The sequence below is a fragment of the Bifidobacterium sp. wkB338 genome (assembly GCF_003688325.1).
Lineage (GTDB): Bacteria > Actinomycetota > Actinomycetes > Actinomycetales > Bifidobacteriaceae > Bombiscardovia > Bombiscardovia polysaccharolytica.
This window is the reverse complement of the sequence record NZ_NPOR01000049.1, coordinates 16956-37640: the sequence shown is the minus strand read 5'-3', so window position 1 is coordinate 37640 and position 20685 is coordinate 16956. Positions and strand designations below refer to the sequence as shown.

20 protein-coding genes are annotated in these 20685 nt (G+C 61.3%); 8 read left to right on the top strand and 12 right to left on the bottom strand.

Features of this window, described 5'->3' with window-relative positions; all coding sequences use genetic code 11:
- Positions 1 to 24: 24 nt before the first annotated feature.
- From CI603_RS08720 to CI603_RS08670, 11 genes are all read right to left on the bottom strand, one after another.
- Complete coding sequence (locus CI603_RS08720; protein ID WP_183122309.1) at positions 25 to 2496, bottom strand: lysylphosphatidylglycerol synthase transmembrane domain-containing protein; 2472 nt, start codon at positions 2494 to 2496, stop codon at positions 25 to 27.
- A gap of 2 nt (positions 2497 to 2498) precedes the next feature.
- Positions 2499 to 3944, bottom strand: a complete 1446-nt coding sequence (gene purB, locus CI603_RS08715; RefSeq protein ID WP_121913824.1) for an adenylosuccinate lyase — start codon at positions 3942 to 3944, stop codon at positions 2499 to 2501.
- Between the two features lie 71 nt (positions 3945 to 4015).
- Positions 4016 to 5443, bottom strand: coding sequence for an alpha/beta hydrolase (locus tag CI603_RS08710; RefSeq protein ID WP_121913823.1), 1428 nt, complete (start codon positions 5441 to 5443; stop codon positions 4016 to 4018).
- Positions 5440 to 5766: a hypothetical protein gene (locus tag CI603_RS08705; protein WP_046323125.1), complete on the bottom strand. Its 327-nt coding sequence runs from the start codon at positions 5764 to 5766 to the stop codon at positions 5440 to 5442. Before CI603_RS08705 ends, CI603_RS08710 begins: the two co-directional genes overlap by 4 nt.
- 208 nt (positions 5767 to 5974) lie before the next feature.
- On the bottom strand, positions 5975 to 6526 hold the full coding sequence (locus tag CI603_RS08700) for a DUF6466 family protein (protein ID WP_121913822.1): 552 nt from the start codon (positions 6524 to 6526) through the stop codon (positions 5975 to 5977).
- Positions 6523 to 7551, bottom strand: coding sequence for a VWA domain-containing protein (locus tag CI603_RS08695; protein ID WP_121913821.1), 1029 nt, complete (start codon positions 7549 to 7551; stop codon positions 6523 to 6525). The genes CI603_RS08700 and CI603_RS08695 overlap by 4 nt, the downstream gene beginning before the upstream one ends.
- A complete protein-coding gene (locus CI603_RS08690; RefSeq protein ID WP_121913820.1) occupies positions 7548 to 8624 on the bottom strand; it encodes a VWA domain-containing protein in 1077 nt (358 codons plus the stop codon). The genes CI603_RS08695 and CI603_RS08690 overlap by 4 nt, the downstream gene beginning before the upstream one ends.
- On the bottom strand, positions 8621 to 9100 hold the full coding sequence (locus CI603_RS08685) for a hypothetical protein (RefSeq protein ID WP_121913819.1): 480 nt from the start codon (positions 9098 to 9100) through the stop codon (positions 8621 to 8623). Before CI603_RS08685 ends, CI603_RS08690 begins: the two co-directional genes overlap by 4 nt.
- A gap of 50 nt (positions 9101 to 9150) precedes the next feature.
- Positions 9151 to 10083, bottom strand: coding sequence for a DUF58 domain-containing protein (locus tag CI603_RS08680; RefSeq protein ID WP_121913818.1), 933 nt, complete (start codon positions 10081 to 10083; stop codon positions 9151 to 9153).
- Positions 10080 to 11144 carry a MoxR family ATPase gene (locus CI603_RS08675; protein ID WP_121913817.1) on the bottom strand — a complete coding sequence of 355 codons (1065 nt, stop codon included), beginning with the start codon at positions 11142 to 11144 and terminating at the stop codon, positions 10080 to 10082. The genes CI603_RS08680 and CI603_RS08675 overlap by 4 nt, the downstream gene beginning before the upstream one ends.
- Positions 11145 to 11180: 36 nt before the next feature.
- Positions 11181 to 11969 carry a uracil-DNA glycosylase gene (locus tag CI603_RS08670; RefSeq protein WP_259465531.1) on the bottom strand — a complete coding sequence of 263 codons (789 nt, stop codon included), beginning with the start codon at positions 11967 to 11969 and terminating at the stop codon, positions 11181 to 11183.
- A gap of 150 nt (positions 11970 to 12119) precedes the next feature.
- On the opposite strand from CI603_RS08670, the gene CI603_RS08665 reads away from it, so the two are divergent.
- The 3 genes from CI603_RS08665 to groL all read left to right on the top strand — a co-directional run bounded on the left by CI603_RS08665 (position 12120) and on the right by groL (position 15074).
- Complete coding sequence (locus CI603_RS08665) at positions 12120 to 12764, top strand: LytR C-terminal domain-containing protein (RefSeq protein WP_121913816.1); 645 nt, start codon at positions 12120 to 12122, stop codon at positions 12762 to 12764.
- 168 nt (positions 12765 to 12932) lie between these two features.
- Positions 12933 to 13136 (top strand): cold-shock protein, encoded by a 204-nt coding sequence (locus tag CI603_RS08660; protein ID WP_015022108.1) that lies wholly within the window; start codon positions 12933 to 12935, stop codon positions 13134 to 13136.
- 318 nt (positions 13137 to 13454) lie between these two features.
- A complete protein-coding gene (gene groL, locus CI603_RS08655) occupies positions 13455 to 15074 on the top strand; it encodes a chaperonin GroEL (RefSeq protein WP_046323120.1) in 1620 nt (539 codons plus the stop codon).
- A 184-nt stretch (positions 15075 to 15258) separates the two neighbouring features.
- Here groL and CI603_RS08650 read toward each other — a convergent pair whose 3' ends face one another.
- A complete protein-coding gene (locus tag CI603_RS08650; RefSeq protein WP_015022106.1) occupies positions 15259 to 15552 on the bottom strand; it encodes a WXG100 family type VII secretion target in 294 nt (97 codons plus the stop codon).
- A 69-nt stretch (positions 15553 to 15621) separates the two neighbouring features.
- On the opposite strand from CI603_RS08650, the gene CI603_RS08645 reads away from it, so the two are divergent.
- From CI603_RS08645 to CI603_RS08625, 5 genes are all read left to right on the top strand, one after another.
- Positions 15622 to 16413, top strand: a complete 792-nt coding sequence (locus CI603_RS08645) for a TPM domain-containing protein (protein ID WP_147438307.1) — start codon at positions 15622 to 15624, stop codon at positions 16411 to 16413.
- 4 nt (positions 16414 to 16417) lie between these two features.
- Entirely contained in the window at positions 16418 to 17176 is a 759-nt protein-coding gene (locus tag CI603_RS08640) for a response regulator transcription factor (RefSeq protein ID WP_121913814.1), read from the top strand.
- A gap of 130 nt (positions 17177 to 17306) precedes the next feature.
- A complete protein-coding gene (locus CI603_RS09205) occupies positions 17307 to 19121 on the top strand; it encodes a HAMP domain-containing sensor histidine kinase (RefSeq protein WP_310886184.1) in 1815 nt (604 codons plus the stop codon).
- A gap of 86 nt (positions 19122 to 19207) precedes the next feature.
- A complete protein-coding gene (locus CI603_RS08630) occupies positions 19208 to 19597 on the top strand; it encodes a cold-shock protein (protein WP_015022102.1) in 390 nt (129 codons plus the stop codon).
- Between the two features lie 68 nt (positions 19598 to 19665).
- The gene (locus CI603_RS08625) at positions 19666 to 20670 is read left to right on the top strand and encodes a DUF3027 domain-containing protein (protein WP_121913813.1); all 1005 of its coding nucleotides are present in this window, start codon (positions 19666 to 19668) and stop codon (positions 20668 to 20670) included.
- Positions 20671 to 20685 lie beyond the last annotated feature (15 nt).

Sequence of the window (20685 nt, the reverse complement as noted above, 5' to 3'; positions counted from 1 at the left end):
GATTAGGACTGCCCGAAGGGATCCTCAGATGCGATTATGGCTGCTCAGCCAGCGCATGGCCAGGGCTCCAAGGGGGATGCGCAGCCAGTAGGTGACCACTCGGAAGACCAGAGTGGCCGAGATGGCCACGCCCGAGGGAACGCCGGCCAGACGGAAGGCCGAGAATAGCACCGCCTCTATGGCTCCAAGGCCACCAGGAGTGGGGACAGCCGAGCCTAGCGTGTTGGCCAGGAGGAAGACGAAGGTGGTCTCGAAAACGTTGGTCCTGCAACCGAAGGCCATCAGGGCGGCCCAGAAACTCATACCCAGGGCGGCAGACTGCAGCACGGCCCCAAGCACGGCCACCACCAGCTGCCTGGGCTGAGTCAGAATCTCTACAAGGTGGCGGGCATAGGAGGCCACGATGGGCATCAGCCGCTCCATGACCAGCCGCCTCGTGTAAGGCACGGCCATGATCAGGGCCGCGATGATGGCTACCGTTCCGATGACGATGACCAGGGTGTTGGTGGGGATCATACCGGATAGGGTGTTGCGGCCGGTAAAGAGGCCGATGACGATCAGCAGGCAGAAGGTGGTTGCGAACTGGACGGCCACCACAGCGCTCATGATGGCTGTGGCCATGGTGTTGTCATAACCGTCCCGCCGCAGGAACTGCAAATTGACGAAGGCCGGTCCTACCCCGGCGGGCATGGAGACCGAGGTGAACGAGGAGGCGACCTGGGACAGGAAGATGCCCCTGAAGTCGCGCTTGGCAGGGTCGATGAAGACTCCCAGAGTGATGGCACAGCCCACCCATGACAGCGATCCCAGCAGGAAGGAGAGTCCGGCCATCCAAGGGTTGGCGTTGCGGACGGCACTGATGACCTGGGGCAGGTTGAACTGGGTGACGATGACCGCCACTGCCACTACCAACAGGGCCAGGGCTACGAAGCTGCGCAGACTGAAACGCGAGAGGGTCACCTGGCTGGTCTCCGCCACCGACTCAGGAGGAGCCAGGCCCCGCAACTGCTTGCGCAGGTCAGTCAGAATCTGTCGATCCCAGCCGGGCAGGGCCTGGGTCTGTGAGGGAATGGCCACCATCTGGCAGAAGGGCGACAGGCTCACCAGGGTCTTGGCCCCCCAGGAGGCACGGGCGGCCTCGATGGCTTGATCTACACCGATCAGCGCGGCAATCAAGGCCAGAAGCTGGATCCGGTCCAGGGCGATGTTGGCCTGTGAGCTGGCGCTGTCACCGTTCTCCCAGCCGGCGATGACCATGGAGCCGGACCGGTCCATGGCCAGAGTCTCCGGACGTATGCGGCGGTGTGTAAAGCCGCGCTCGTTGGCCCGGCGAAGATAGTCCATCAGTTGCTTGGCCCTGTCTGTGTCCAAGCTCCTGGGTTCCAAGGGCCGAAGGTGGACATCATCCTCCAGGACCAGGATTGAGGATTCCGCGCTCTCAGCCAGGCCATAAGGGTGCAGGGCGGTCAGCTCCAGGTCTCGCAATTCAGCCAGCATAGCCATGTGGTGTTGCATGGAGTTTCTGACCGACCTGTCCCGGCGCATGGAGACTCCGGACAGCTTGATCCACTGCCATAGCTGCATCAGATAGCCCATGGTGTGCAGCTGGCCGTCCATGACCGACACCGTGTAGGTGCGGCCATCCCTGTCTTGGGCTCTGTAGATGCGGGAGGCCTCAATCAGATCGTCGTCGAGGGCGGGCAGGGGCTGGCCATCGGCATCCAGGCTGGGATCCTGACGTTCCAGGCTGGTGGCATGGATGCCGATGGAGGCTATGGCCTGTACCACTCCCTGCCCCCAGGCGCCCTTGTTCTGCGTGCCCGCCAGGTATCGGACGACCATGCCCACGATCCGTCCAAGGATCAGCGAGACCAGGACGCCGCTGGCCGAATTGGAGGATATGGCGACCATGATGACGGCCACGACGTATAGAGCGTTCCATCCCCATTTGACCGAGCTGCGCAGTCGACGGGGTCCTGCTGCGCTCAGGAAGGCTGCCAGACCGGCATAGAAGTCAGGCAGCAGAACGGGCGATCCTATGGCGTTCTGGGAGCTGAATGAGGCGATCAGGGTGGGGTTGCCCGCTTTCAGGATCAGGTTGGAGGTCAGCATGACCAGCCCGAACCCTAAGAACATGGCCAAGGGGGCAGTGATGGCCTGGACCCACTCCCTGTTGACCAGCAGGTGGATAAGCACGGCCAGGACCACGGTCACCGTGACTGCCTGCTGCAGGAAGGCGGTGGGTACGTCCATGAGCCAGTCCATGGCATTGCCGGCCTGGCGCATGTCGGACTCGACCCCTGCGGCTATGCCTTTCAAGTAGATGGCTGCCAGGGTGACAAGAATTCCCAGGATCAGAGCTGCCAAGGCTCGAAGCAGGTCCTCAGCGTCATGGACCCGTTGGGGCGGGGTATCCCGGATGACGACCTGATCTGCCTGTACAGGGTCAGCGGAATCAGTGTCTTCGGGAGTAACGGTCGACTGGGACGGTGTCATGGTCAGTCGCGATCGAAGTCCACCAAGGTTCCGGCTGCTCCGGTGTAGGTTGCCGGTGTCAAGGCCTTGAGCCGACTTGCCGTGTCCTGGTCCAGGTCCAGGCCATCGATGAAGCGTTCGACATCCTCCCGGCCGATCCTCTTGCCCCGCATCAGCTCCTTGACCTGCTCATAGGGATGATCCATGCCTGTACGTCCAGCCAATCCAGCGGCCCGCATGGCCGTCTGTATGGGCTCGCCCAGGACCTCCCAGTTGCTGTCCAGCTCGCGGGCCATCAGGGCCTTGTCAGGGTGGATGGTCTGCAGGCCGCCGTCCAGGTTGTCCAGAGCCAGCAGGCTGTATCCTAGGGCCGAACCGATGTTGCGCTGGGTGGTGGAGTCGGTCAGGTCCCGCTGCCAGCGGGTTTCGGTCAGGGTGGTGGCCAGGGTGTCCAGCAGGGCTCCCGAGATCTCCAGATTGGCTTCGGCGTTTTCGAAGCGTATGGGGTTGACCTTGTGGGGCATGGTGCTGGACCCTGTCGCGCCTTTGACGGGTTCCTGGGCGAAGACGCCGCGGGAGATGTACATCCAGACATCCACGGCCAGGTTGTGCAGGATCCGGCCCAGATGAGCAATGTTGCTGAAGAGCTCGGCCTGCCAGTCGTGGGACTCGATCTGGGTGGTCAGTGGGTTCCAGACCAGGCCCATCCGTTCCACGATGAAAGTCCGAGTCAGATCGATCCAATCCACCTGCGGAAGGGCGGCCAGATGGGCGCCAAAGGTTCCAGTGGCGCCATTCATCTTGCCCATGTAGTCCTGATTGCGGATCCGGTCCAACTGCCGGTGCAGTCGGTGGACATAGACCGCCATCTCCTTGCCCAGGGTAGTGGGTGTGGCCGGCTGGCCATGGGTCAGGGCGAGCATGGGTAAATCCCGGTATTGTTCCGCCATGGTAGCCAGATGATTCTCGATCCGGGTGGCCTTGGGGAGCCAGACCTGTTCGACTCCGCCTCGGATGCAACGGGCATAGGCCAGGTTGTTGATGTCCTCGCTGGTGCAGGCGAAATGGACCAGGGGTGTCAGCCTCGGCAGTTGGGACTCGCGGCCAAGTGCTGTGGCTGCTGCCTCCAGACGGCGGTCGATGTAGTATTCCACAGCTTTGACATCGTGGTGCGTCTGGGCTTCGATGCCCGCCAGTTCGGTGATGCCGTCGGCATCGAAATCCTCGGGTATGGCTCGTAGGTAGCCCTGTTCTGCCTCGGTCAGAGGCTCTACGCCCGGTAAAACCGGATGCTGGCCGTTGCCCTGGTAGCCGTTGGCCAGCATGATCATCCATTCGACCTCGACCCGCATGCGCTCGCGGTTCAAGGCAGGTTCGCTCAGATATTCCACCAGATCGGCAGTCTGTCTGCGGTAACGTCCGTCCAAGGGATTGAGGGGGATGACTGGGGTGATTCGGCTCAGGTTCATGCCTCCAGCCTAGACGACCGGGTCAACCAGCAGGAACGGCATGGACACTCCTGGTGGCGCGCGTGTCCGGCTCATTGCCGCAGCCTGCCTCGGTAGTAGCGAGTCTCCTGCAGATCGCCCTCGATGGCATGGGCGAAATGGTCGTCCTGACGTTCTACTGCCGGTGAATTCTGATCTCGGGCATCGGCCCAGGCCGCCTGCTGGTAGGCCATACCGTGGGTGGATTCCTTGCCGGGTCCGGCAGTGGTCACTGTCCTGCCAGTCTGATGGCTGCCTGGAGGGGGAGGTCCGCCCGCTCTTCCCCTGACTGTCAGCTGGTTGGGTCGGGAGGAGTTGTCTGCTCCATCAAGGCTGGAGACCAGTTCTTCGCGCATCTCCACGCTGGTGACCCAGGTGTCTGATTCTATCTGGCGATGGGCAATGGGCGATCCGACGGTCACGATGTGATCAAAGCGGTAGCGGTCCGAAAGATCCGAGGCCATGGTGGCGGCCACGATGCCGCCCTGGGAATGGCCCACCAGGCTGACCGGATCGTGCGGGCGCACCCCTGCATCCTGCATGGCCTGGTCTACTAGACGCAGGGATGCCGCCCTGTCGCGCACTGAGGCCTTGTCACTCATGAGCTGGATGTTCTGGGCCCATCCGATGGGGGAGTCCAGATGGGAGCTGGTGCCGGGTATGTAGACCAGCCAGTGGTCTTTGCCGTCGGCCTTTCGATAGCGCTGTACGGCGATGGTGGAATAGGGGATGCCGTCCCGGCAGGATCCCAGGGTCTCCAGGTTGTGCAAAGCACCGGCTATGTCATTGGCCTCGCCTAATCCTTTGCCCTGTGGATGAACAGTATCCATCGCAATCTGGTCACCCTGAAAATGAGCGAGTATCAAAGGCATCAGCAGGCCAGGGCCGGTGACCAATCCGCCAATGGGATCATGATGGTCCGAGGACAGGCCGGATGCGACGGCGTTCAGCAGGGGCTGTTGGATGCTGGCCGTGGTTTCCAGGAATTCCTGGAGTTGCGATGCGTCCAGGTGATCGGTCAGTTTGGCTGCTCCCAGGCCCAAGCCGATGGATCCCAGCATGAACGGGGCAATGGGCTGAAAGACGGTCAAGGCTTTGGACATCAGGGAGTTCATCAGCCTGTCCATGAATGATTCAGCCTGCGAATACAGCCCGTAGGCCTTGGTCAGCTTGTCGGCCACAGACTGGAGCTGGGTGCGCAGATCTCTGCAGGCTTCGGCCTGGTTATTGCAGAAGGTCACCATCAAATCCAGGGGCAGATGGGCATGATCCGGCAGCGGCATGGCAGCCTGGGCGCAGGGGAGAGTCGGCAGTCCCGGCATGGTTCTGCGGATGGCCTGATTGGTCAGAACCCATTGGGACTGCAAGGTGGCCAGGGCACTACCTGCCTGGTTGAGTCGGTCTGCCATGCCGGTCAGATGGTCCAGTTCGGCGCGTGTATAGCCATTGGCATCGGGGGCAGCGGTTATCGTCCGCTTCATGGCCGGCTCTCTTGATCAATCAGGCTTAGGGTACGTCCTGCCTGGACGCGCTGGTCCTGGCAGAGGGCATCCATGGCCCGCACCTGGGCCCGATAGGCTTCAGCGGCCCGCCCTTGCCAGTCGACCCTCAGAGCCTGGTCGGCCAATTCACTCAGATGGACCAGAGTGGCTCGCGACTGCCGGGCCATGTCGGACAGCAAGGTCCGACAGCGGGCTGCCTGTGCATGACAGGGGCAGGATCCAGCTGAGTCCGGATCAGCCAGGTAGGAGGATTGTTCCAGGAAGGGGCTCAGGGCGGGCAGTGATGAGGATGACCTATACATGCCTCTACTACAACATAGCGATCATCCTGAAATGATCCCCATAGGGCCATGTGGTCGAATGAGGTCCGATTCATCTGGCTGTGGACGGATTTACCGCTCATTCTTGACTCTGTCAGTCAGATAGCTGAGAGAGGTTCGTCTGCATGAGGATCGATTTACTGGAAAGGAGGCGTTGGAACGACTCACGCGAAAGGCTGTGTGCGGCCGGTCACCAGGGTTTGACGTTCTTCCCCTGACCCTTCTTGTCGCTCGCCTGGCCTGACGGCGTGGGGGAGGCAGACGGTTGACTCTGCTGTTGGTTGTGTCTGAGCAGATTCTCCACCTCGGCTTCCTGCTGCTTGGTCAGCCCTGAGTGGGAGCTCTTGTTGGATCCGTTCTGTCTGTCCTGGGCCTTATTGGCTTTCTGCTTCTTGAACAGACGCTCCGTGCGGCTGGTCAGCGCAGTGTTGGCAGCTCGGTTGGCCTCGGCAGCATGTCTGGTCTGTGGCAGAATCAGGGGTCCAGGCCGTTCGACCTGGGCAAAGAGATGCTCGGCCTGGTCCTGCAAAGCCTTGATGGATGCTGGATCGGCCTGGGGGTTTTGGACCTGTCGAACGTTGGTGCTCAGCGTGCGCGTGCCCTCGTTATAGGTGGCGATGGCTTTGATGTTGATCAGGCCCCAGGCTCCGGCCAGGGCTGCAACCAAGGCCAAGCCACCCAAAATCAGGCGCACTCGCAGGCGGCGGCCGCTCCTTGCGTCTTGCTGGGACTTCCTGCTCATAACAGTCTCCTCGAAGTGCGAATCCAGAGCCCCACCTCAATCAGGATCAGGACCAGCTCCACCAGTGCCAGCGGCCAGACCAGCGGGGTGACATGCTGGCGGACCTGGTCTACCTTGGTCACCCGGTAGCGCTTGGAAGCTGCAGCCGTACTCCCCTCACGCAAGGTCGTCCCCTTGGTCAAGGCCTGATAGTGGCCGCTCATCTCGTCGGCCATGGCCTTGAGGGTTTTCGGATCCATGACGGAGATGCCCGGCTGGCCGGTCTTTGGGTCCGTCACCCAGCCGTCGGCATCGCTTCCGCCGACATCGGAGCTCAAGGGCACCATGCCACCCTTGGTCGAGCCGGTTCCCAGCACAAAGGCATCGTCCAGACCTTCCCTGAGGACGCTGAAGGATCGTCGTTCATCAGATCCGGTCTGTTCGCCGTCGCTGATCAGGTAGAGCAGGATTCGGTCGTCCGGATGCCGGTCCTTGGTCTGTTTCAAGACCAGGCTCAGGCGATCCAGCGGAGCATCGAGGCTGGAGCCGGAGGATCGGGATGTGGGCTCTGTAGCCAGCCCCCTGGCCCAGTTGTCCACAGCCCGTACGTCGGGTGTCAGGGGCAGATCGACGCTGGCCGAAGCGCCGAAGCTCAGGGCCGAGAAAGAGGCATCGGGGTAGATGCGTGTCAGTTCGTGGACAGCTGCCCGGGCCGCATCCAGTCGGCTGATTCCTTCCTGGTTGCCATATCCAGCATCCTTGACCGCCATGGATCCGGTTACGTCAACCGCGATGAAAACATCAGTGGCGTTGATGGCTTTATCAGTGGTCTTGCTGACCGTGCTGGGAGTCAGGACCATGAGGGCCAGGATCAGGACCATGGCGGTGCGCCGGGTCAGGGCCCAGCGATCGGCGTCCGTATCCTGCCCCTTGCGCAGTCCATGGATGACCAGCGCGATGGCCAGGAGCAACAGCAGGCCCGCCAGAAGGCCGCCGGCCACCCATCCCAAGGCAGGCTCAAAGGTCAGGGATTTGAGTATATTCATCGCTTCAGCCTCCAGGCCAGGAGCAGATATCCCGATAGTGCCAGGGCCAGGACCAAGGTCCACCAGCCGGGTGCATCCACCAGGCTGGACTGCTCTTGTTGACGTGGGTCGGCTCCGTGTCGGTGCTCAATCTGGCGGACAAGTGCGTTGATGGAGTTGCCGTCCTGCCGTCGCAGGAAGATGCCGCCCTGCGCTTCGATCAGCCGCTGCATCTGCCGGGTGCTTTCATCCTTGGTGCCCTGGTCCGGTCCCGAATAGAGACCGTCCACAGAGATTCCTGCGGCTGAGGTAAGTCTGAGCGCCTCTTCCAGGGTGTATGTGGGTTTGCCGGAGACTACGTTATCGGTGGCCAGGACCAGGGAGCTCGACCGTTGGCCGGCCTTTGCGGGTCCGTTCTGGTCCTTGGGAGCGAATTGCGGCAGGAGCGCGGCGCAGCCTACCAGCCCGTCACCGATCAAGGAAGTGGTGTCCCGGCGGTTCTGCGTGCCCTCCAGCCAATCGCTGATGTCCTGGTACTGTCGTCCGCTCATGGCGTCGATGCGGTCCTGGGACTGCACCCCATCCAGGATCCGCCGCGCCTTGCTCAATTCGGCGGTGATCATGTCATAGTCGTCGGTCAGGGGGAAGACGGTGCGCGAGGTGGAGTTGAAGATGCTCAGAGCCATGCGTTCGCCCCGGAAGTTGCGGACCAAATCAAGGTAGGAGGCGATAACCTGCCGGTCGTAGGGCAGGGTGGACCCGGACACGTCCAGGCATAGAACAATATCGCGGTTATGGCCTTGCTCCAAGGTTCGATCGACCCGGGCGGGCCTTGCGGCAAGGCTCAGAGCCATCAGCAGGGCCAAAGAGAGCAGGACCGCAGCGCAACGGTTCAATCGCCGCCAGCGCCGAAGGGCCTCATGGCCCTCCTCGGTGTCGAGGTCGCTGTTCAAGGTCCAGACCCGAGCTTCCGGTTCCTGATCTGGCTTGCCATGACGCGCCATAGGGTAAGCCAGCAGGCCGAACGCCAGGACCAGGACCAAGGCCAGAACCGGCAGCCAGGGCCACCTCCAGGACAGATTGCCTATACTCATCGCGGCCACCGTTCGATCAGATCCCTTACCCAATCGGCTGCCTGATTCACCGTGGCGCTGGTTCCTGTGCTGTCCCGGGGGAGTGCAAATTCAGGCGGGTAAAGGGCATCTATGGTCTGCCGAAGCAGGTCGAGGCCCTGTCGGGTGCTCGGCGTGCGGGGCTGAGCCTTGATCTCAGCTAGAGTCTTGGCTTTCATATCGCTGTTCCAGGAACGGGATGCGAATCCACGAGCGATGGTGGCCAGTGCCGTCATGGCTTGGTCACGGTCCAGTCGGCCACTGTCGTACTGGGCCACCACCTGATCGATCCGCTGACGCCACGCATTGCGGGAGTCAAAGTTCGCTTGGACCGTATGTTCCCCCTTCTGACGACGGTACTTGGGCAGGAGAAGGGCCGTTGTGATCAGGGCCAAGGCCAGTATGACGGCGGTCGCCGTCAGAGCCAGCAGCCAGGTGGGTTGGGTCATGGTAGGCATGACCCTGATTCGGACATGACTGGACGTAAGAGGGATCAGGACGACAGCATTCATGCCGCCATCACCGTCCGCCGCATGGGGATGCCCGGCCGGCCGGCTGAAAGCAGGTGGATGAACCTGTTAAACATGGTTGTACTGGAGTCGGCCCGGATCAGCGAGGCTCCGATTCTGGACAATTCCCTCCCAAAGGCCTCGATCTGGTAGCGCCTGTGCAGGTCTACAGCCCGTGTCCCGTTCGCAGTGCGCAGGAAGGCCGGAATCTGCCTTCCGCTGGGTGCATCCGTTACCGAGTCCATAGCGGGCTGCTGGCGCAGAGGATTCATGGTCTCCACTCCGATGAGATTCAAGGGGTGTGTGGTGGCCAACTGGCGGATGGTCGGCATCAGGTCAACGTTCAATGCCGACTGGTCGGTGGCGATGACCAGCATGGCCTGCCGGTCCTGGATGCCAGCGGCGTAGCCCAGCAGGGCTTCAAGGTTGCGCGGCTGATCCAGCGGTGACTCCAGAGCTCGGTCCAGGGTCTGCTCGAATCGAGCGAAGCCGCCCTGGCAGGGTATGCGGCGGATAGCGGATGAATCGACCAGGACCAGGTCCACCTCATCGCTGCGGCGCAGGCAGAGGGAGGCGAACATGCACAGGGCATTGGCGGCCACCTGGATGGCCTGCTCCCCGTCAGGGCATGTTCCGGACATCTCTCGGCCGACATCCAGCAGCAGCCAGACCTTGCTGGTGACCAGGCGTTCGCGCTCCACGACCATGGGCCGACCCAACCGTGCGCTGGCGTGCCAGTCGATCATGCGGGTTTCGTCTCCGAATTCATAGGCGCGTAAGTCGGCACGCTCATCTCCGCCGCCGCGACGGCCAGAGGAGTGCTCGCCCTCTAACAGGCCCAAGGCCCTGCGTACCGTGGGAAGCCGCAGACTGGTGTCCATGGACTCGATCCGTCTGCGGACCGGGTCGCGATACGGGTGTCGACGGCTCATGGCACTGGCACCCTGTCGACGATCTGGTCGATGATATCGTCGCTGCTGATGCCGTCTGCCTGGGCCTCGAAGGTCAAGAGGATCCGGTGACGGAGCACCGAATGGGCCCAGTCTTTCAGATCCTCGGGAATGACGTAATCCCTGCCTGTCAGCAGGGCTCTGGCCTGGCCGATGCGCACCAAGGCGATGGAGGCGCGTGGACTGGCTCCCAGTCTCACCTGCTCGGCCAGCCCTTGGATGGGCCGCGAACCAGCACCCCTGCTGGTGGCTGCCAGATCGACTGCATATCGCATGATGGGCTGTGCCACGTGAACCTGCCGGGCCTTCTGCCTCAGGAAGTCCACATCGGCGATGGTCAATGCGTCCCGATCGTCCTTGCCGGGCATGTCGGTGCCACGGGTGGTCAGCATCTGCAACATTCGGGTTTCCTGGTCGGCATCGGGATAGGTCATGACTGCCTTGAGCATGAACCGGTCCATCTGGGCTTCGGGCAGGTTGTATGTGCCCTCTTCTTCGATGGGGTTCTGGGTGGCGATCACCATGAAGGGCTGGGGCAGGGCCATGCGTTCGCCGCCGATGGTGGTCGCGCCCTCGGCCATGGCTTCCAGCATGGCCGACTGGGTCTTGGCGTTGGAGCGGTTGATCTCGTCCAAAAGGACGAAGTTGGCATGAATTGGTCCCAGCTGTGTGGAGAAGCGCTGTGTGGAGAAGTCGTAGACCTGGGTGCCTACCAGATCCGAGGGCATCAGGTCGGGTGTGCACTGGATCCGTTTGAAGCTGCCGGAGACCGAGGTGGCCAGGGTCTGGGCGGCAGTGGTCTTGGCCAGGCCAGGCACGGATTCGATCAGGATGTGTCCAGAGGCCACCAGCGTCAGGATCAGGGCCTCGCGCAGGTTCTCCTGACCTACCAGAGTCCTTGAAAAGCGGGTCCGGATCCGGTCGGCCAACTGACGGCAACGTTGCAGGTCATCCTGGCTGATTGGCGGAACCTGCCGGTCTTTACCGGGCTGAACAGATGGGGACTGACTGGGTCGAGGTGGGAATAATGGCATAGCAGACATGGTAACGGCATTTCCTGACGACTCAGCCAGCAGGGCTCAGGTCAGGGACCAGTCCACCGGCTGGGCGCCCATGGCCTCCAGCGCTTGGTTGGCCTTGGAGAATGGACGGGATCCAAAGAAGCCGTACCGGGCCGATAGGGGGCTGGGATGCGGGGATTTGATGATGGCTGCGTTGGTCAGCAGGGGCTCTAGGCTCTGGGCCTGCCGTCCCCAAAGAATGGCCACCAGGGGCCGGACCTTGCCCTCCTGGTCGCGTCTGTCGTTCAAGGCGCGGATGGCTGCATCGGTGATCTCTTCCCAGCCCTTGTTCCGGTGGCTGGCCGGCTTGCCAACCCGTACAGTCAGGCAGCGGTTGAGCAGCATGACCCCTCGCCTGGTCCAAGGCGTCAGATCGCCATTGGAAGGCGTGGGCAGGCCCAGGTCGGAGCTCAGCTCGGCGTAGATATTGCGCAGGGAGCCGGGGATGGGGCTGACCGCAGGGTCCACGCAGAAGCTCAGTCCCACCGGATGCCCGGGGGTCGGATATGGGTCCTGGCCCACGATCAGGACCTTGATGGAGTCGAAGGGGATGGTAAAGGCGCGCAGGATGTTCTTGCTGTCAGGCAGATAGCGGTGGCCCTGGGCCAGCTCGGATCTGAGGAAGTCGCCCATCCGGTGAATATTGGGTTCGACAGGTGCCAGAGCCCGGGCCCAGCCGGGATCCACGAGTGCGCTCAGAGGTTTGCGGTGAGGCCGGCCCTGGCCTCCTGCTATGGTCGGAGGGTTAGTACCGGTTCGGTTCGTCGGCTCAGGGGAGGTTGCGGCAATAGGCTGGCTGCTGTTCATAAGGTCACTATATCGCTTGGCGATATGGGCCGGTCATGACTGCTTCGGCCATTTCAGGGTTGGCGGAGGATGTCGAATGGTCAGTTGAATGTTGACCCGACGACGCATTACTTATAATGGTTCAGGATCCGGTGGAGCAGAGGAGAGTTCATGGCTAGCACGCGCGACAATGGGACGCAGGCGCGCCCTCAGGTTCATGATGCGTTCGACAACCCTCCCAAGGGGCCGGTCGGCGTACATCGCGGGCCTCGTTCCCTGTCGATCAGGGTTCTGCCCTACCTGCTGGTGGTTGTCTTGGCGGTGCTGTGCGGCCTGGGCGTATGGGCTGCGGTCAGCGGTTCCCTGCCCTGGCAGCAGACGCATACCGAAGCATCCCGGGTCATCAGCAGCCATCTGCCGAAGCGTTCAGCATCTTCTTCTGCTTCAAGCAGTGCGACCGCTACTGATCAAGCCTCTCAAGAACAAACTTCTGAGCCTTCATCCCAGTCGCCGTCAGCGAGCGCTTCCAGCAGCAGCCCGGCTCCCGTGGTCAACCGGGGCACGCAGGTCACCGTCATCAATGGAACCAGGGTCAACGGGTATGCCGGCAAGAAGCGCCAGGTTCTGGTCAATGCCGGTTACACTGCGGTGACGGCATCCAACCCGCAGGATGCACTGCCTGGCGTAAGCACGGTCCGCTACCGTGACGAGGCCGACAAGGCCACTGCCCAAGAGGTGGCCAATCTGCTGGGTATCACTCAGGTGGAACAGTCCTCTGTAGCTTCCACTCCGGTGGAAGCCATCCTCATGCAGTGAGTCCGGTCAGCCGCACAGCGGAGGAAATATGACGGCAAAACATTCAGAATTTCGGCTCGGCGTTTTGCAATTGCCTCATAAATAGGCCTAAACTGACCTTGCCGACCAGGCAGATGCGGTCAGTCTCGTATCTGTTGTGACGCGGCACCTATGTTAAGGAAGTTAGTTATGGCACAAGGCACTGTGAAATTCTTCAGCGCTGGCAAGGGTTACGGATTCATCAATCCTGACGATGGCGGCGAGGACGTGTTCGTGCACTACTCAGCCATTCAGTCCGATGGTTTCAAGACCCTTGATGAGGGAGATAAGGTCGAATATCAGGTGGAGCAGGGCCCCAAGGGCCTGCAGGCAACCAAGGTCACCAAGCTCTGATTGTCTCTTCTGTATTCGTCATGGGGACCCCGGGTCATTCCGGGGTCCTTTTTTATGGCTCCTCAGCCCATATCCAGACGCTGAGCCAAGATTGTGCAGGGTGCGGATTGTCTGCAGGCGTGGCCGGTACGTTAAGTCTGATATGACATACAGCCTGTAGCGTATTTTCCCTTCGGGTTGGCACTCGGCCCAGACGAGTGCTAATCTGCTGAATTAGCACTCGAGGTGCGGGAGTGATAACACGACAGCTGACGGTCGGGTTCCGTTCCACGCCGACGGTGGGTCATGAAACCTCAAGCCATGACGGAGGAAGCAACAATGGCAAAAATCATCGAGTATGACGAGGAAGCTCGTCAGGGCATGCTTGCCGGCCTGGACAAGCTGGCCGATACGGTCAAGGTTACGCTGGGCCCCAAGGGCCGCAATGTGGTGCTGGACAAGTCCTACGGCGCACCGACAATCACCAACGATGGCGTCTCCATCGCCAAGGAGATCGACCTGGAGGATCCGTACGAGCGCATCGGCGCCGAGCTGGTCAAGGAAGTCGCCAAGAAGACTGACGACGTCGCCGGAGACGGCACCACCACCGCTACCGTGCTGGCCCAGTCCCTGGTGCATGAGGGTCTGAAGAACGTGGCCGCCGGGTCCAACCCCATTGCCCTGCGCCGCGGCATTGAGAAGGCTGCTGACGCCATCGTCAAGGAACTCGTGGCCCAGTCCAAGGAAGTCGAGACCAAGGACCAGATCGCTGCCACCGCCACCATTTCTGCAGGCGACCCCGAGATCGGCAATGAGATCGCCGAGGCTCTGGACAAGGTCGGCCAGGATGGCGTGGTCACCGTCGAGGACAACAACCGCTTCGGACTGGATCTGGAGTTCACCGAGGGCATGCGCTTCGACAAGGGCTACATCGCTCCTTACTTCGTCACCAACAACGACGATCAGACCGCCGTTCTGGATGATCCCTACATTCTGCTGACCTCGGGCAAGGTTTCCAGCCAGCAGGACGTGGTCCACATTGCCGAGCTGGTCATGAAGACCGGCAAGCCCTTACTGATCGTGGCCGAGGACGTGGACGGCGAGGCGCTGCCCACTCTGATCCTCAACAAGATCCGCGGCACCTTCAATTCCTGCGCTGTCAAGGCTCCTGGCTTCGGCGACCGCCGCAAGGCCATGCTGCAGGATATGGCCATCCTGACCGGCGCACAGGTCGTGTCCGATGAGCTCGGTCTCAAACTGGACTCCATCGACATGAGCGTGCTGGGTACTGCCAAGAAGGTCATCGTCTCCAAGGACGAGACCACCATCGTTTCCGGTGGCGGTTCCAAGGACGAGGTCTCCGCACGTGTGGGCCAGATTCGCACCGAGATCGAGAACACCGATTCGGACTATGATCGCGAGAAGCTGCAGGAGCGGCTGGCCAAGCTGGCCGGCGGCGTGGCCGTCATCAAGGTCGGCGCAGCCACCGAGGTCGAGGCCAAGGAGCGTAAGCACCGCATCGAGGATGCTGTCCGTAACGCCAAGGCTGCCATTGAAGAGGGCCTGCTGCCCGGAGGTGGCGTGGCTCTGGTTCAGGCCGCAGCCAAGGCTGAGAAGGAAGTCAAGCTGGATGGAGACGAGTCCACCGGCGCTTCCATCGTCTTCCGTGCCATCGAAGCCCCCATCAAGCAGATCGCCGAGAACAGCGGTGTCTCTGGTGACGTGGTCATCAACAAGGTCCGTTCGCTGCCTGCTGGCCAAGGCTTCAACGCCGCCAACAATGAGTACCAGGACCTGCTGGAGGCCGGCGTGGCCGACCCCGTCAAGGTGACCCGTTCCGCGCTGCAGAACGCAGCCTCCATTGCTGGGCTCTTCCTGACCACCGAGGCTGTCGTGGCCAACAAGCCTGAGCCTCCGGCACCTGCCGCCGCTCAGCCTCAGGGCGACATGGGCTACTGATCCTTGAGGTTCGGCTGAGCTTTTCGGCTGAACCTAGTGATCGCCAAGGACAGGGGCCTGCGCACCGGGAATGGTGCGCAGGCCCCTGTCTCTTTTATGGTCTGTCTTTCCATATGCTTGCCAGATCTGGACCCGATATGCCGTGGTCAAATAGTTTTGAGCTGCCAGCACATAGGTCCGGTGCTCAGGCTCCGGCGAAGAGGCGTGTGGCCTGGGCTTCGGTATCTGCATAAAGAGCAGAAGCTTGGGTTAATGCCGCCTGGATGCCTTCAAGTGCTTGTTCCATCTGGGCTTGCGAGGCGCGCCACTGCTGGGCCACTGTGGCGAATTGGCTGGCCGCCGAGCCCTGCCAGACGCTTTGAAGATTGTCCAGGTTGGTGTACATTCCCGCCACGGCATCTCTGATGGCCCCTATCGAGCCGCTGACTGCGCCGGAGGCTGTCTGTATCTGATCTGAATCAACTTGGAACCGTGTCATGGTTGTCCTTTCCGTGAATGGCGGTGATGGTGGGGGAGTCCGATGCCGTCAGCCGCTACTGTGGACACTATGACAGTGTTCACGCGGTTGCCCCGTCCACGGACCCATGTGGTCGAACGAGTCTTCCTCCACAAGGCGAGTCCAGGCTGCGCTCCGGCCATGAGGCGGGTTCTGGCTTTCCTGCTCTTGACGGTTTTGATGACAGGCGCCCTTGGACAGACCAGGGTCTTTGCCGATGAGCCTCAGACCGGGGCCGGAACCATGACCGACACGATCACTGATCCACAGAATCTGCTGGGTTCTGATGTGGGATCCGTCAAGGATGCGATCAAGGAGACTGCAGAGCAAACAGGAGTATCGGTCCGACTGCTCTACCTGCCGCATTTCTATGAGGGTGTCAAGCCGGAGATCTGGGCATCCCGGGTGCTCGAATCAATGAATCCCGCCCAGGACACGGTTATGCTGGCCGTGGCCTCTCAGGACGGCAAATTGGTCGTGGCAGTCTCCAGCAACTCGCAGGCCTGGCTCAAGGACCAATCCAGCGTGGATCAGCTCTCGCAGGCTGCTCTGGAGCCGGTCACCAAAAGCCGCAATCCTGACTGGGTGGGCTCGGCCAAGGCCATGATGACCCAAGTGGAGACTCTTGAGCAAAATCACAGGCATCACCGGGTCATGATCATCGCTCTTTCGGTAACGGTTGTGGTCCTGGTCATTCTGGGCGTGGCCGTTACGATTTGGTGGCGTCGTAGCAGCCGAAGCGGGGCTCATCATCGCAGGTCCAGTTCAGTGAAGAAGAAACCAGGTCCGACCGAGACAGTCAGCGAACTTTCAGATAATACCCAGAAAGAGGCGGCAAGCTGAAGCCATGAGCAAACCGACGCAAGCACAACTGGTCGTGGTCGACGACGAACCGTCCATCAGGGATCTGCTGGTGGCTTCCCTGCACTTCGCGGGCTTTGCGGTCGAGACCGCGGCGTCCGGCTCCGAGGCCATTCAGGTCATTGAGCGCATCCAGCCCGATTTGATCGTCCTGGATGTCATGCTGCCTGACATCGATGGGTTTACGGTCACCTCCCGTATCCGTCAGGAGGGAATCGATGCGCCGGTGCTTTTCCTGACCGCCAGGGACGACACCCAGGACAAGGTCATGGGGTTGACTGTGGGCGGCGACGATTATGTGACCAAACCATTCAGCCTAGAGGAGGTTGTGGCCAGAATCAAGGCTATACTGCGCAGAACCCGCGAGCATCAGGAGGACGACCCGATCATCCGCGTAGGCGATCTGGAGATCAACGAGGATTCCCACGACGTCACTAGGGCCGGCCGACCCATCGACCTGAGCCCGACCGAATACAAGCTGCTGCGCTACCTGATGGACAATGAGGGTCGTGTGCTCAGCAAGGCCCAGATTCTGGACCACGTCTGGCAGTACGACTGGGGCGGCGATGCGGCCATTGTGGAATCCTACATCTCCTATCTGCGCAAGAAGGTGGATGGTATCACCGTCAGCGACGGACATGGCAGGGAGCGCAAGGTCACCCCGCTGATCGAGACCAAGCGAGGAATCGGCTACATGATTCGGGCCCCCAGGCAGAACGCATCGGACGGCGGCGATGGCGACTAGTCCCCAGGGTCCGACCCCTAAGACAGAACAGTCGGCTGTTCCCGACCCGAGGTCGGCTGACAGGTCCAGGTCGTTCAAGGGTTCGGACTCCGGCAGGGGAGCCGACTCCAGCAAGCCGAGGGGCAGGTCCATGCCCAGGTCGCCTCTGGCTGCGATTCCCCTAAGCACCAAACTTGTGGCCAGCATGCTCATCCTGCTCATCGTGGGCACGGTGGGCGTCTCTGTAGCCATCTGTCAGATGGCCGACGACTATCTGATGAAGCGTACGGACTCCCAGCTGATCCGCCAGGCCAACCTGGGCATCCGCAATGCCACCCTTCTGCGCCAGGAGGATCTGAGCAAGAACGGCCTGGGTCCCACCGACTACTTCCTGCAGATCCGCGACAACGACCTGCACATCATTTCGGACGACCTCAATCCCATGCAGGTCAACGGGGTCATCTCCCGCCCGCGTCTGCCCGCCGACGGCAGCCTGGGTTCGATACCCCTTGGCCAGCCGACCACGGTACCGGCATACGTGCGGATCTCTAAACAGGCCTCGCCCGACCGCGACACCATGAAGCGTGCCCGGGCATCTTGGCGCGTAGTGGCTATGCAGTGGAAGCTGCGCAATGAACTGGACGGTTCCGAAATCAGCGGCGTGCTCTTCATCGGTCTGTCCATGAGCGACCAGGATGAGGCCGTGCACGATCTGACGGCTTTCTGCATGGTCATCTCCGCCGTGGTTGTTCTTCTGGGCGGGATCATTTCGGTCCTGCTGATTCAGTCCACTCTGGTTCCCCTCAAGCGCATCGAGAAGACTGCTGCAAAGATAGCGGCCGGCGACCTTTCCCAACGCATTCCCAGCTTCCCGGAGAATACCGAAGTGGGCTCCCTGGCGGCATCCCTCAATGCCATGCTGGCGCGAATCGAGCATTCCTTCGACGAGCAGCGCCAGACCACTGAAAAGATGAAGCAGTTCGTTTCGGACGCCAGTCACGAGTTGCGCACTCCTCTGGCCGCCATCCACGGCTATGCAGAGCTCTACAGGATGCAGCGCGATTATCCAGGGGCTTTGGAGCGTGCCGACAAATCCATCAAGCACATCGAGGATTCTTCCACCAGGATGACGGTCCTGGTCACGGATCTGCTTTCGCTTGCTCGCCTGGATGAGGGTAGGGGAATCGACCCGACCCTGGCGGTCGATTTGACCGGACTGGTTCGAGACGGGGTGGACGACCTGCATGCCCTGGATCTGGGAAGAGAGGTGGCTACTGGAAGGGTTTGCCTGCATACCGAGGATCAGCCTGCTCCCCAGGAGATGCCAGCCACAGCCAGCAAGGGACTGTCAGGCCTCAAGGGACGCAACAAGGAGAAAATCACCGTGGGCGGGCACCTGGGTCCATCGGTCAGCTTGGATATCCAGGAAGGACCCTTGCCCTCGGTACAGGTGACAGGCGACCCCAGCCGCCTTCGTCAGGTGATTACCAACATCGTGGGCAATATCCACCGCTACACTCCGTCTGATTCGCCGGTCCAGGTGGGATTGGGTCTGGTCAAGGCGACCATCGCTCCAGCGGATCTGACCAGGTTGGATGCCACTGAGTCCTCGCTGGGACACCTGACTGAGGCGATTCAGGTGGCAGAAAACAGCCATGTGGGCACCGACTATGCCATCATCCGCGTGGTTGACCATGGACCTGGTGTCCCGAAGGAATCCAGGTCCAGGCTCTTCGAGCGCTTCTATACCGCCGACCCGTCAAGGGCTCGGGAGAAGGGCGGTACGGGGCTTGGACTGGCTATCGTCCAGTCCATTGTCAAGGCCCATCAAGGTTTCATCTGCGCCTCGCAGACTCAGGGAGGCGGCTTGACCTTCACCATCGTCATACCCCAGGGGGTCAGGCGGGATCAGGAGGGCGCTGAGGATCAAGCCAATCCTGCCGCCAACCGTCCCGTACGCCCATGACAAGATGGGTCGTCCTGCCCTTTTCAGTCAGGTAGACTGATTTCGGATATATCTGTTCAAGATGCAACGTAAGGAAGTGGCAGAGCATGCCCAGCGGGAGAGTACGGTGGTACGACGCCAAGCGGGGGTTCGGGTTCATCACGGATGAACAAGGTGGAGATGTCTTCCTGCCCTCATCAGCTCTGCCTGCTGGGGTATCCACCATACGCAAGGGATCCCGAGTGGAGTTCTCGGTGGCTGAGGGCCGCAAGGGCCCCCAGGCCCTGGATCTGAAGCTGGTGGGGCCGACCCCCTCCATCCTGCGCGCCAAACGACCCGATCCGGACGATATGGCCGCCATCGTGGAGGATTTGATCAAGCTGCTCGATTCGGCTGGCAATGGCCTGCGTCGGCACCACTATCCAGGTCGGGCCGAATCCGCCAAGCTGGCCACCCTTCTGAGGGCTGTGGCCGATGACTTTGATGTGCCGGACTGAGTGGACGGCGAGAAGAATCCGATGTGGATCGGTCTTGTCCGGTCCCACTGATGATGAAGGTGTGATAGATGGTTCAAGAGGACCTGGATCCTGAGGAACTGGCCAGGCGAGTGGCCCTGAGCGTGGCTGCCGACAGCGATGAGGTCGGTGAACTGGTCGGCCGTACCCCGATTGGGGATGGAGTCTGGGACTACCGGTTCGCCTCGGCCATCAAGGGATACGAGGGCTGGCAGTGGTCGGTCACCCTTTACCGCGATGAGGATGCCGATACCTGGACTGTGGATGAATCGTCGCTGGTGCCTACTGATGCGGCCCTGCAACCCCCGGCATGGGTTCCCTGGAAGGATCGCCTGTTGCCCTCGGATCTGAGCGTAACAGACGTCATGGGAACGGATCCCGACGATCCCAGGCTGACAGCCGGATACAAACCTGCGCAGGCAGTGCCTCAGAATTCTGAAGTAGAGCAGACCTCAGAGGAGAATAAAGAAGGTCAGAAAGCATCAGCCTCGGTTGATGCTGATGGTGCCGGTCAGGGGACTGACGGTGCGGTCTTCCGCCTGGTAGACCGCTCAGGTGGCGAAAAAGACGTTCACAAGCAAGAACCGAATGATCAGGTTTCCTTCGATGCACAGACCTCTGCCGCCGACCTGGATGAGGCTGTCGATCGCTTCGCTCTGAGCCGCCGGCACGTGATGACTGCCGAGGCTAGGACGGCCACCGCCAAGCGCTGGTACGAGGGTCAGCACGGTCCCAAGTCCCTATCGACCCGGACGGCCAAGGGCAAGGCATGCGAGACCTGCGGTTTCATGATTCCCCTGGCTGGCGATCTGGGGACTATGTTCGGCGTGTGCGCGAATCGTTGGAGCCCGGACGACGGGCGTGTGGTCTCCCTGGATCATGGCTGCGGTGAGCATTCTGAGATCGAGCCCCAGGAGGAGTCCCATCTTTGGGTTCAGTCCCAGCCGGCCTATGACGATCTTCATATTGATGTGGTCAGGCAGAAGCCACGCGAGGAGCGCCCTGAGGTGGAACTTATGGAGCAGATGGAGTCAGAAGACGGCTCAGAGGACTGATTCCAAGGCCTCGTT

Bases quoted from the DNA above. Each gene is read 5' to 3' on its own strand.
- CI603_RS08665 (WP_121913816.1), top strand. From the start codon at position 12,120: ATGGCTAGCACGCGCGACAATGGGACGCAGGCGCGCCCTCAGGTTCAT.
- CI603_RS09205 (WP_310886184.1), top strand. From the start codon at position 17,307: ATGCCCAGGTCGCCTCTGGCTGCGATTCCCCTAAGCACCAAACTTGTG.
- CI603_RS08690 (WP_121913820.1), bottom strand. From the start codon at position 8,624: ATGAGTATAGGCAATCTGTCCTGGAGGTGGCCCTGGCTGCCGGTTCTG.
- groL (WP_046323120.1), top strand. From the start codon at position 13,455: ATGGCAAAAATCATCGAGTATGACGAGGAAGCTCGTCAGGGCATGCTT.
- CI603_RS08640 (WP_121913814.1), top strand. From the start codon at position 16,418: ATGAGCAAACCGACGCAAGCACAACTGGTCGTGGTCGACGACGAACCG.
- CI603_RS08630 (WP_015022102.1), top strand. From the start codon at position 19,208: ATGCCCAGCGGGAGAGTACGGTGGTACGACGCCAAGCGGGGGTTCGGG.
- CI603_RS08700 (WP_121913822.1), bottom strand. From the start codon at position 6,526: ATGAGCAGGAAGTCCCAGCAAGACGCAAGGAGCGGCCGCCGCCTGCGA.
- CI603_RS08660 (WP_015022108.1), top strand. From the start codon at position 12,933: ATGGCACAAGGCACTGTGAAATTCTTCAGCGCTGGCAAGGGTTACGGA.
- CI603_RS08705 (WP_046323125.1), bottom strand. From the start codon at position 5,766: ATGTATAGGTCATCCTCATCACTGCCCGCCCTGAGCCCCTTCCTGGAA.
- CI603_RS08675 (WP_121913817.1), bottom strand. From the start codon at position 11,144: ATGTCTGCTATGCCATTATTCCCACCTCGACCCAGTCAGTCCCCATCT.
- purB (WP_121913824.1), bottom strand. From the start codon at position 3,944: ATGAACCTGAGCCGAATCACCCCAGTCATCCCCCTCAATCCCTTGGAC.
- CI603_RS08685 (WP_121913819.1), bottom strand. From the start codon at position 9,100: ATGCCTACCATGACCCAACCCACCTGGCTGCTGGCTCTGACGGCGACC.
- CI603_RS08645 (WP_147438307.1), top strand. From the start codon at position 15,622: ATGACAGTGTTCACGCGGTTGCCCCGTCCACGGACCCATGTGGTCGAA.
- CI603_RS08710 (WP_121913823.1), bottom strand. From the start codon at position 5,443: ATGAAGCGGACGATAACCGCTGCCCCCGATGCCAATGGCTATACACGC.
- CI603_RS08650 (WP_015022106.1), bottom strand. From the start codon at position 15,552: ATGACACGGTTCCAAGTTGATTCAGATCAGATACAGACAGCCTCCGGC.
- CI603_RS08625 (WP_121913813.1), top strand. From the start codon at position 19,666: ATGGTTCAAGAGGACCTGGATCCTGAGGAACTGGCCAGGCGAGTGGCC.
- CI603_RS08720 (WP_183122309.1), bottom strand. From the start codon at position 2,496: ATGACACCGTCCCAGTCGACCGTTACTCCCGAAGACACTGATTCCGCT.
- CI603_RS08695 (WP_121913821.1), bottom strand. From the start codon at position 7,551: ATGAATATACTCAAATCCCTGACCTTTGAGCCTGCCTTGGGATGGGTG.
- CI603_RS08670 (WP_259465531.1), bottom strand. From the start codon at position 11,969: ATGAACAGCAGCCAGCCTATTGCCGCAACCTCCCCTGAGCCGACGAAC.
- CI603_RS08680 (WP_121913818.1), bottom strand. From the start codon at position 10,083: ATGAGCCGTCGACACCCGTATCGCGACCCGGTCCGCAGACGGATCGAG.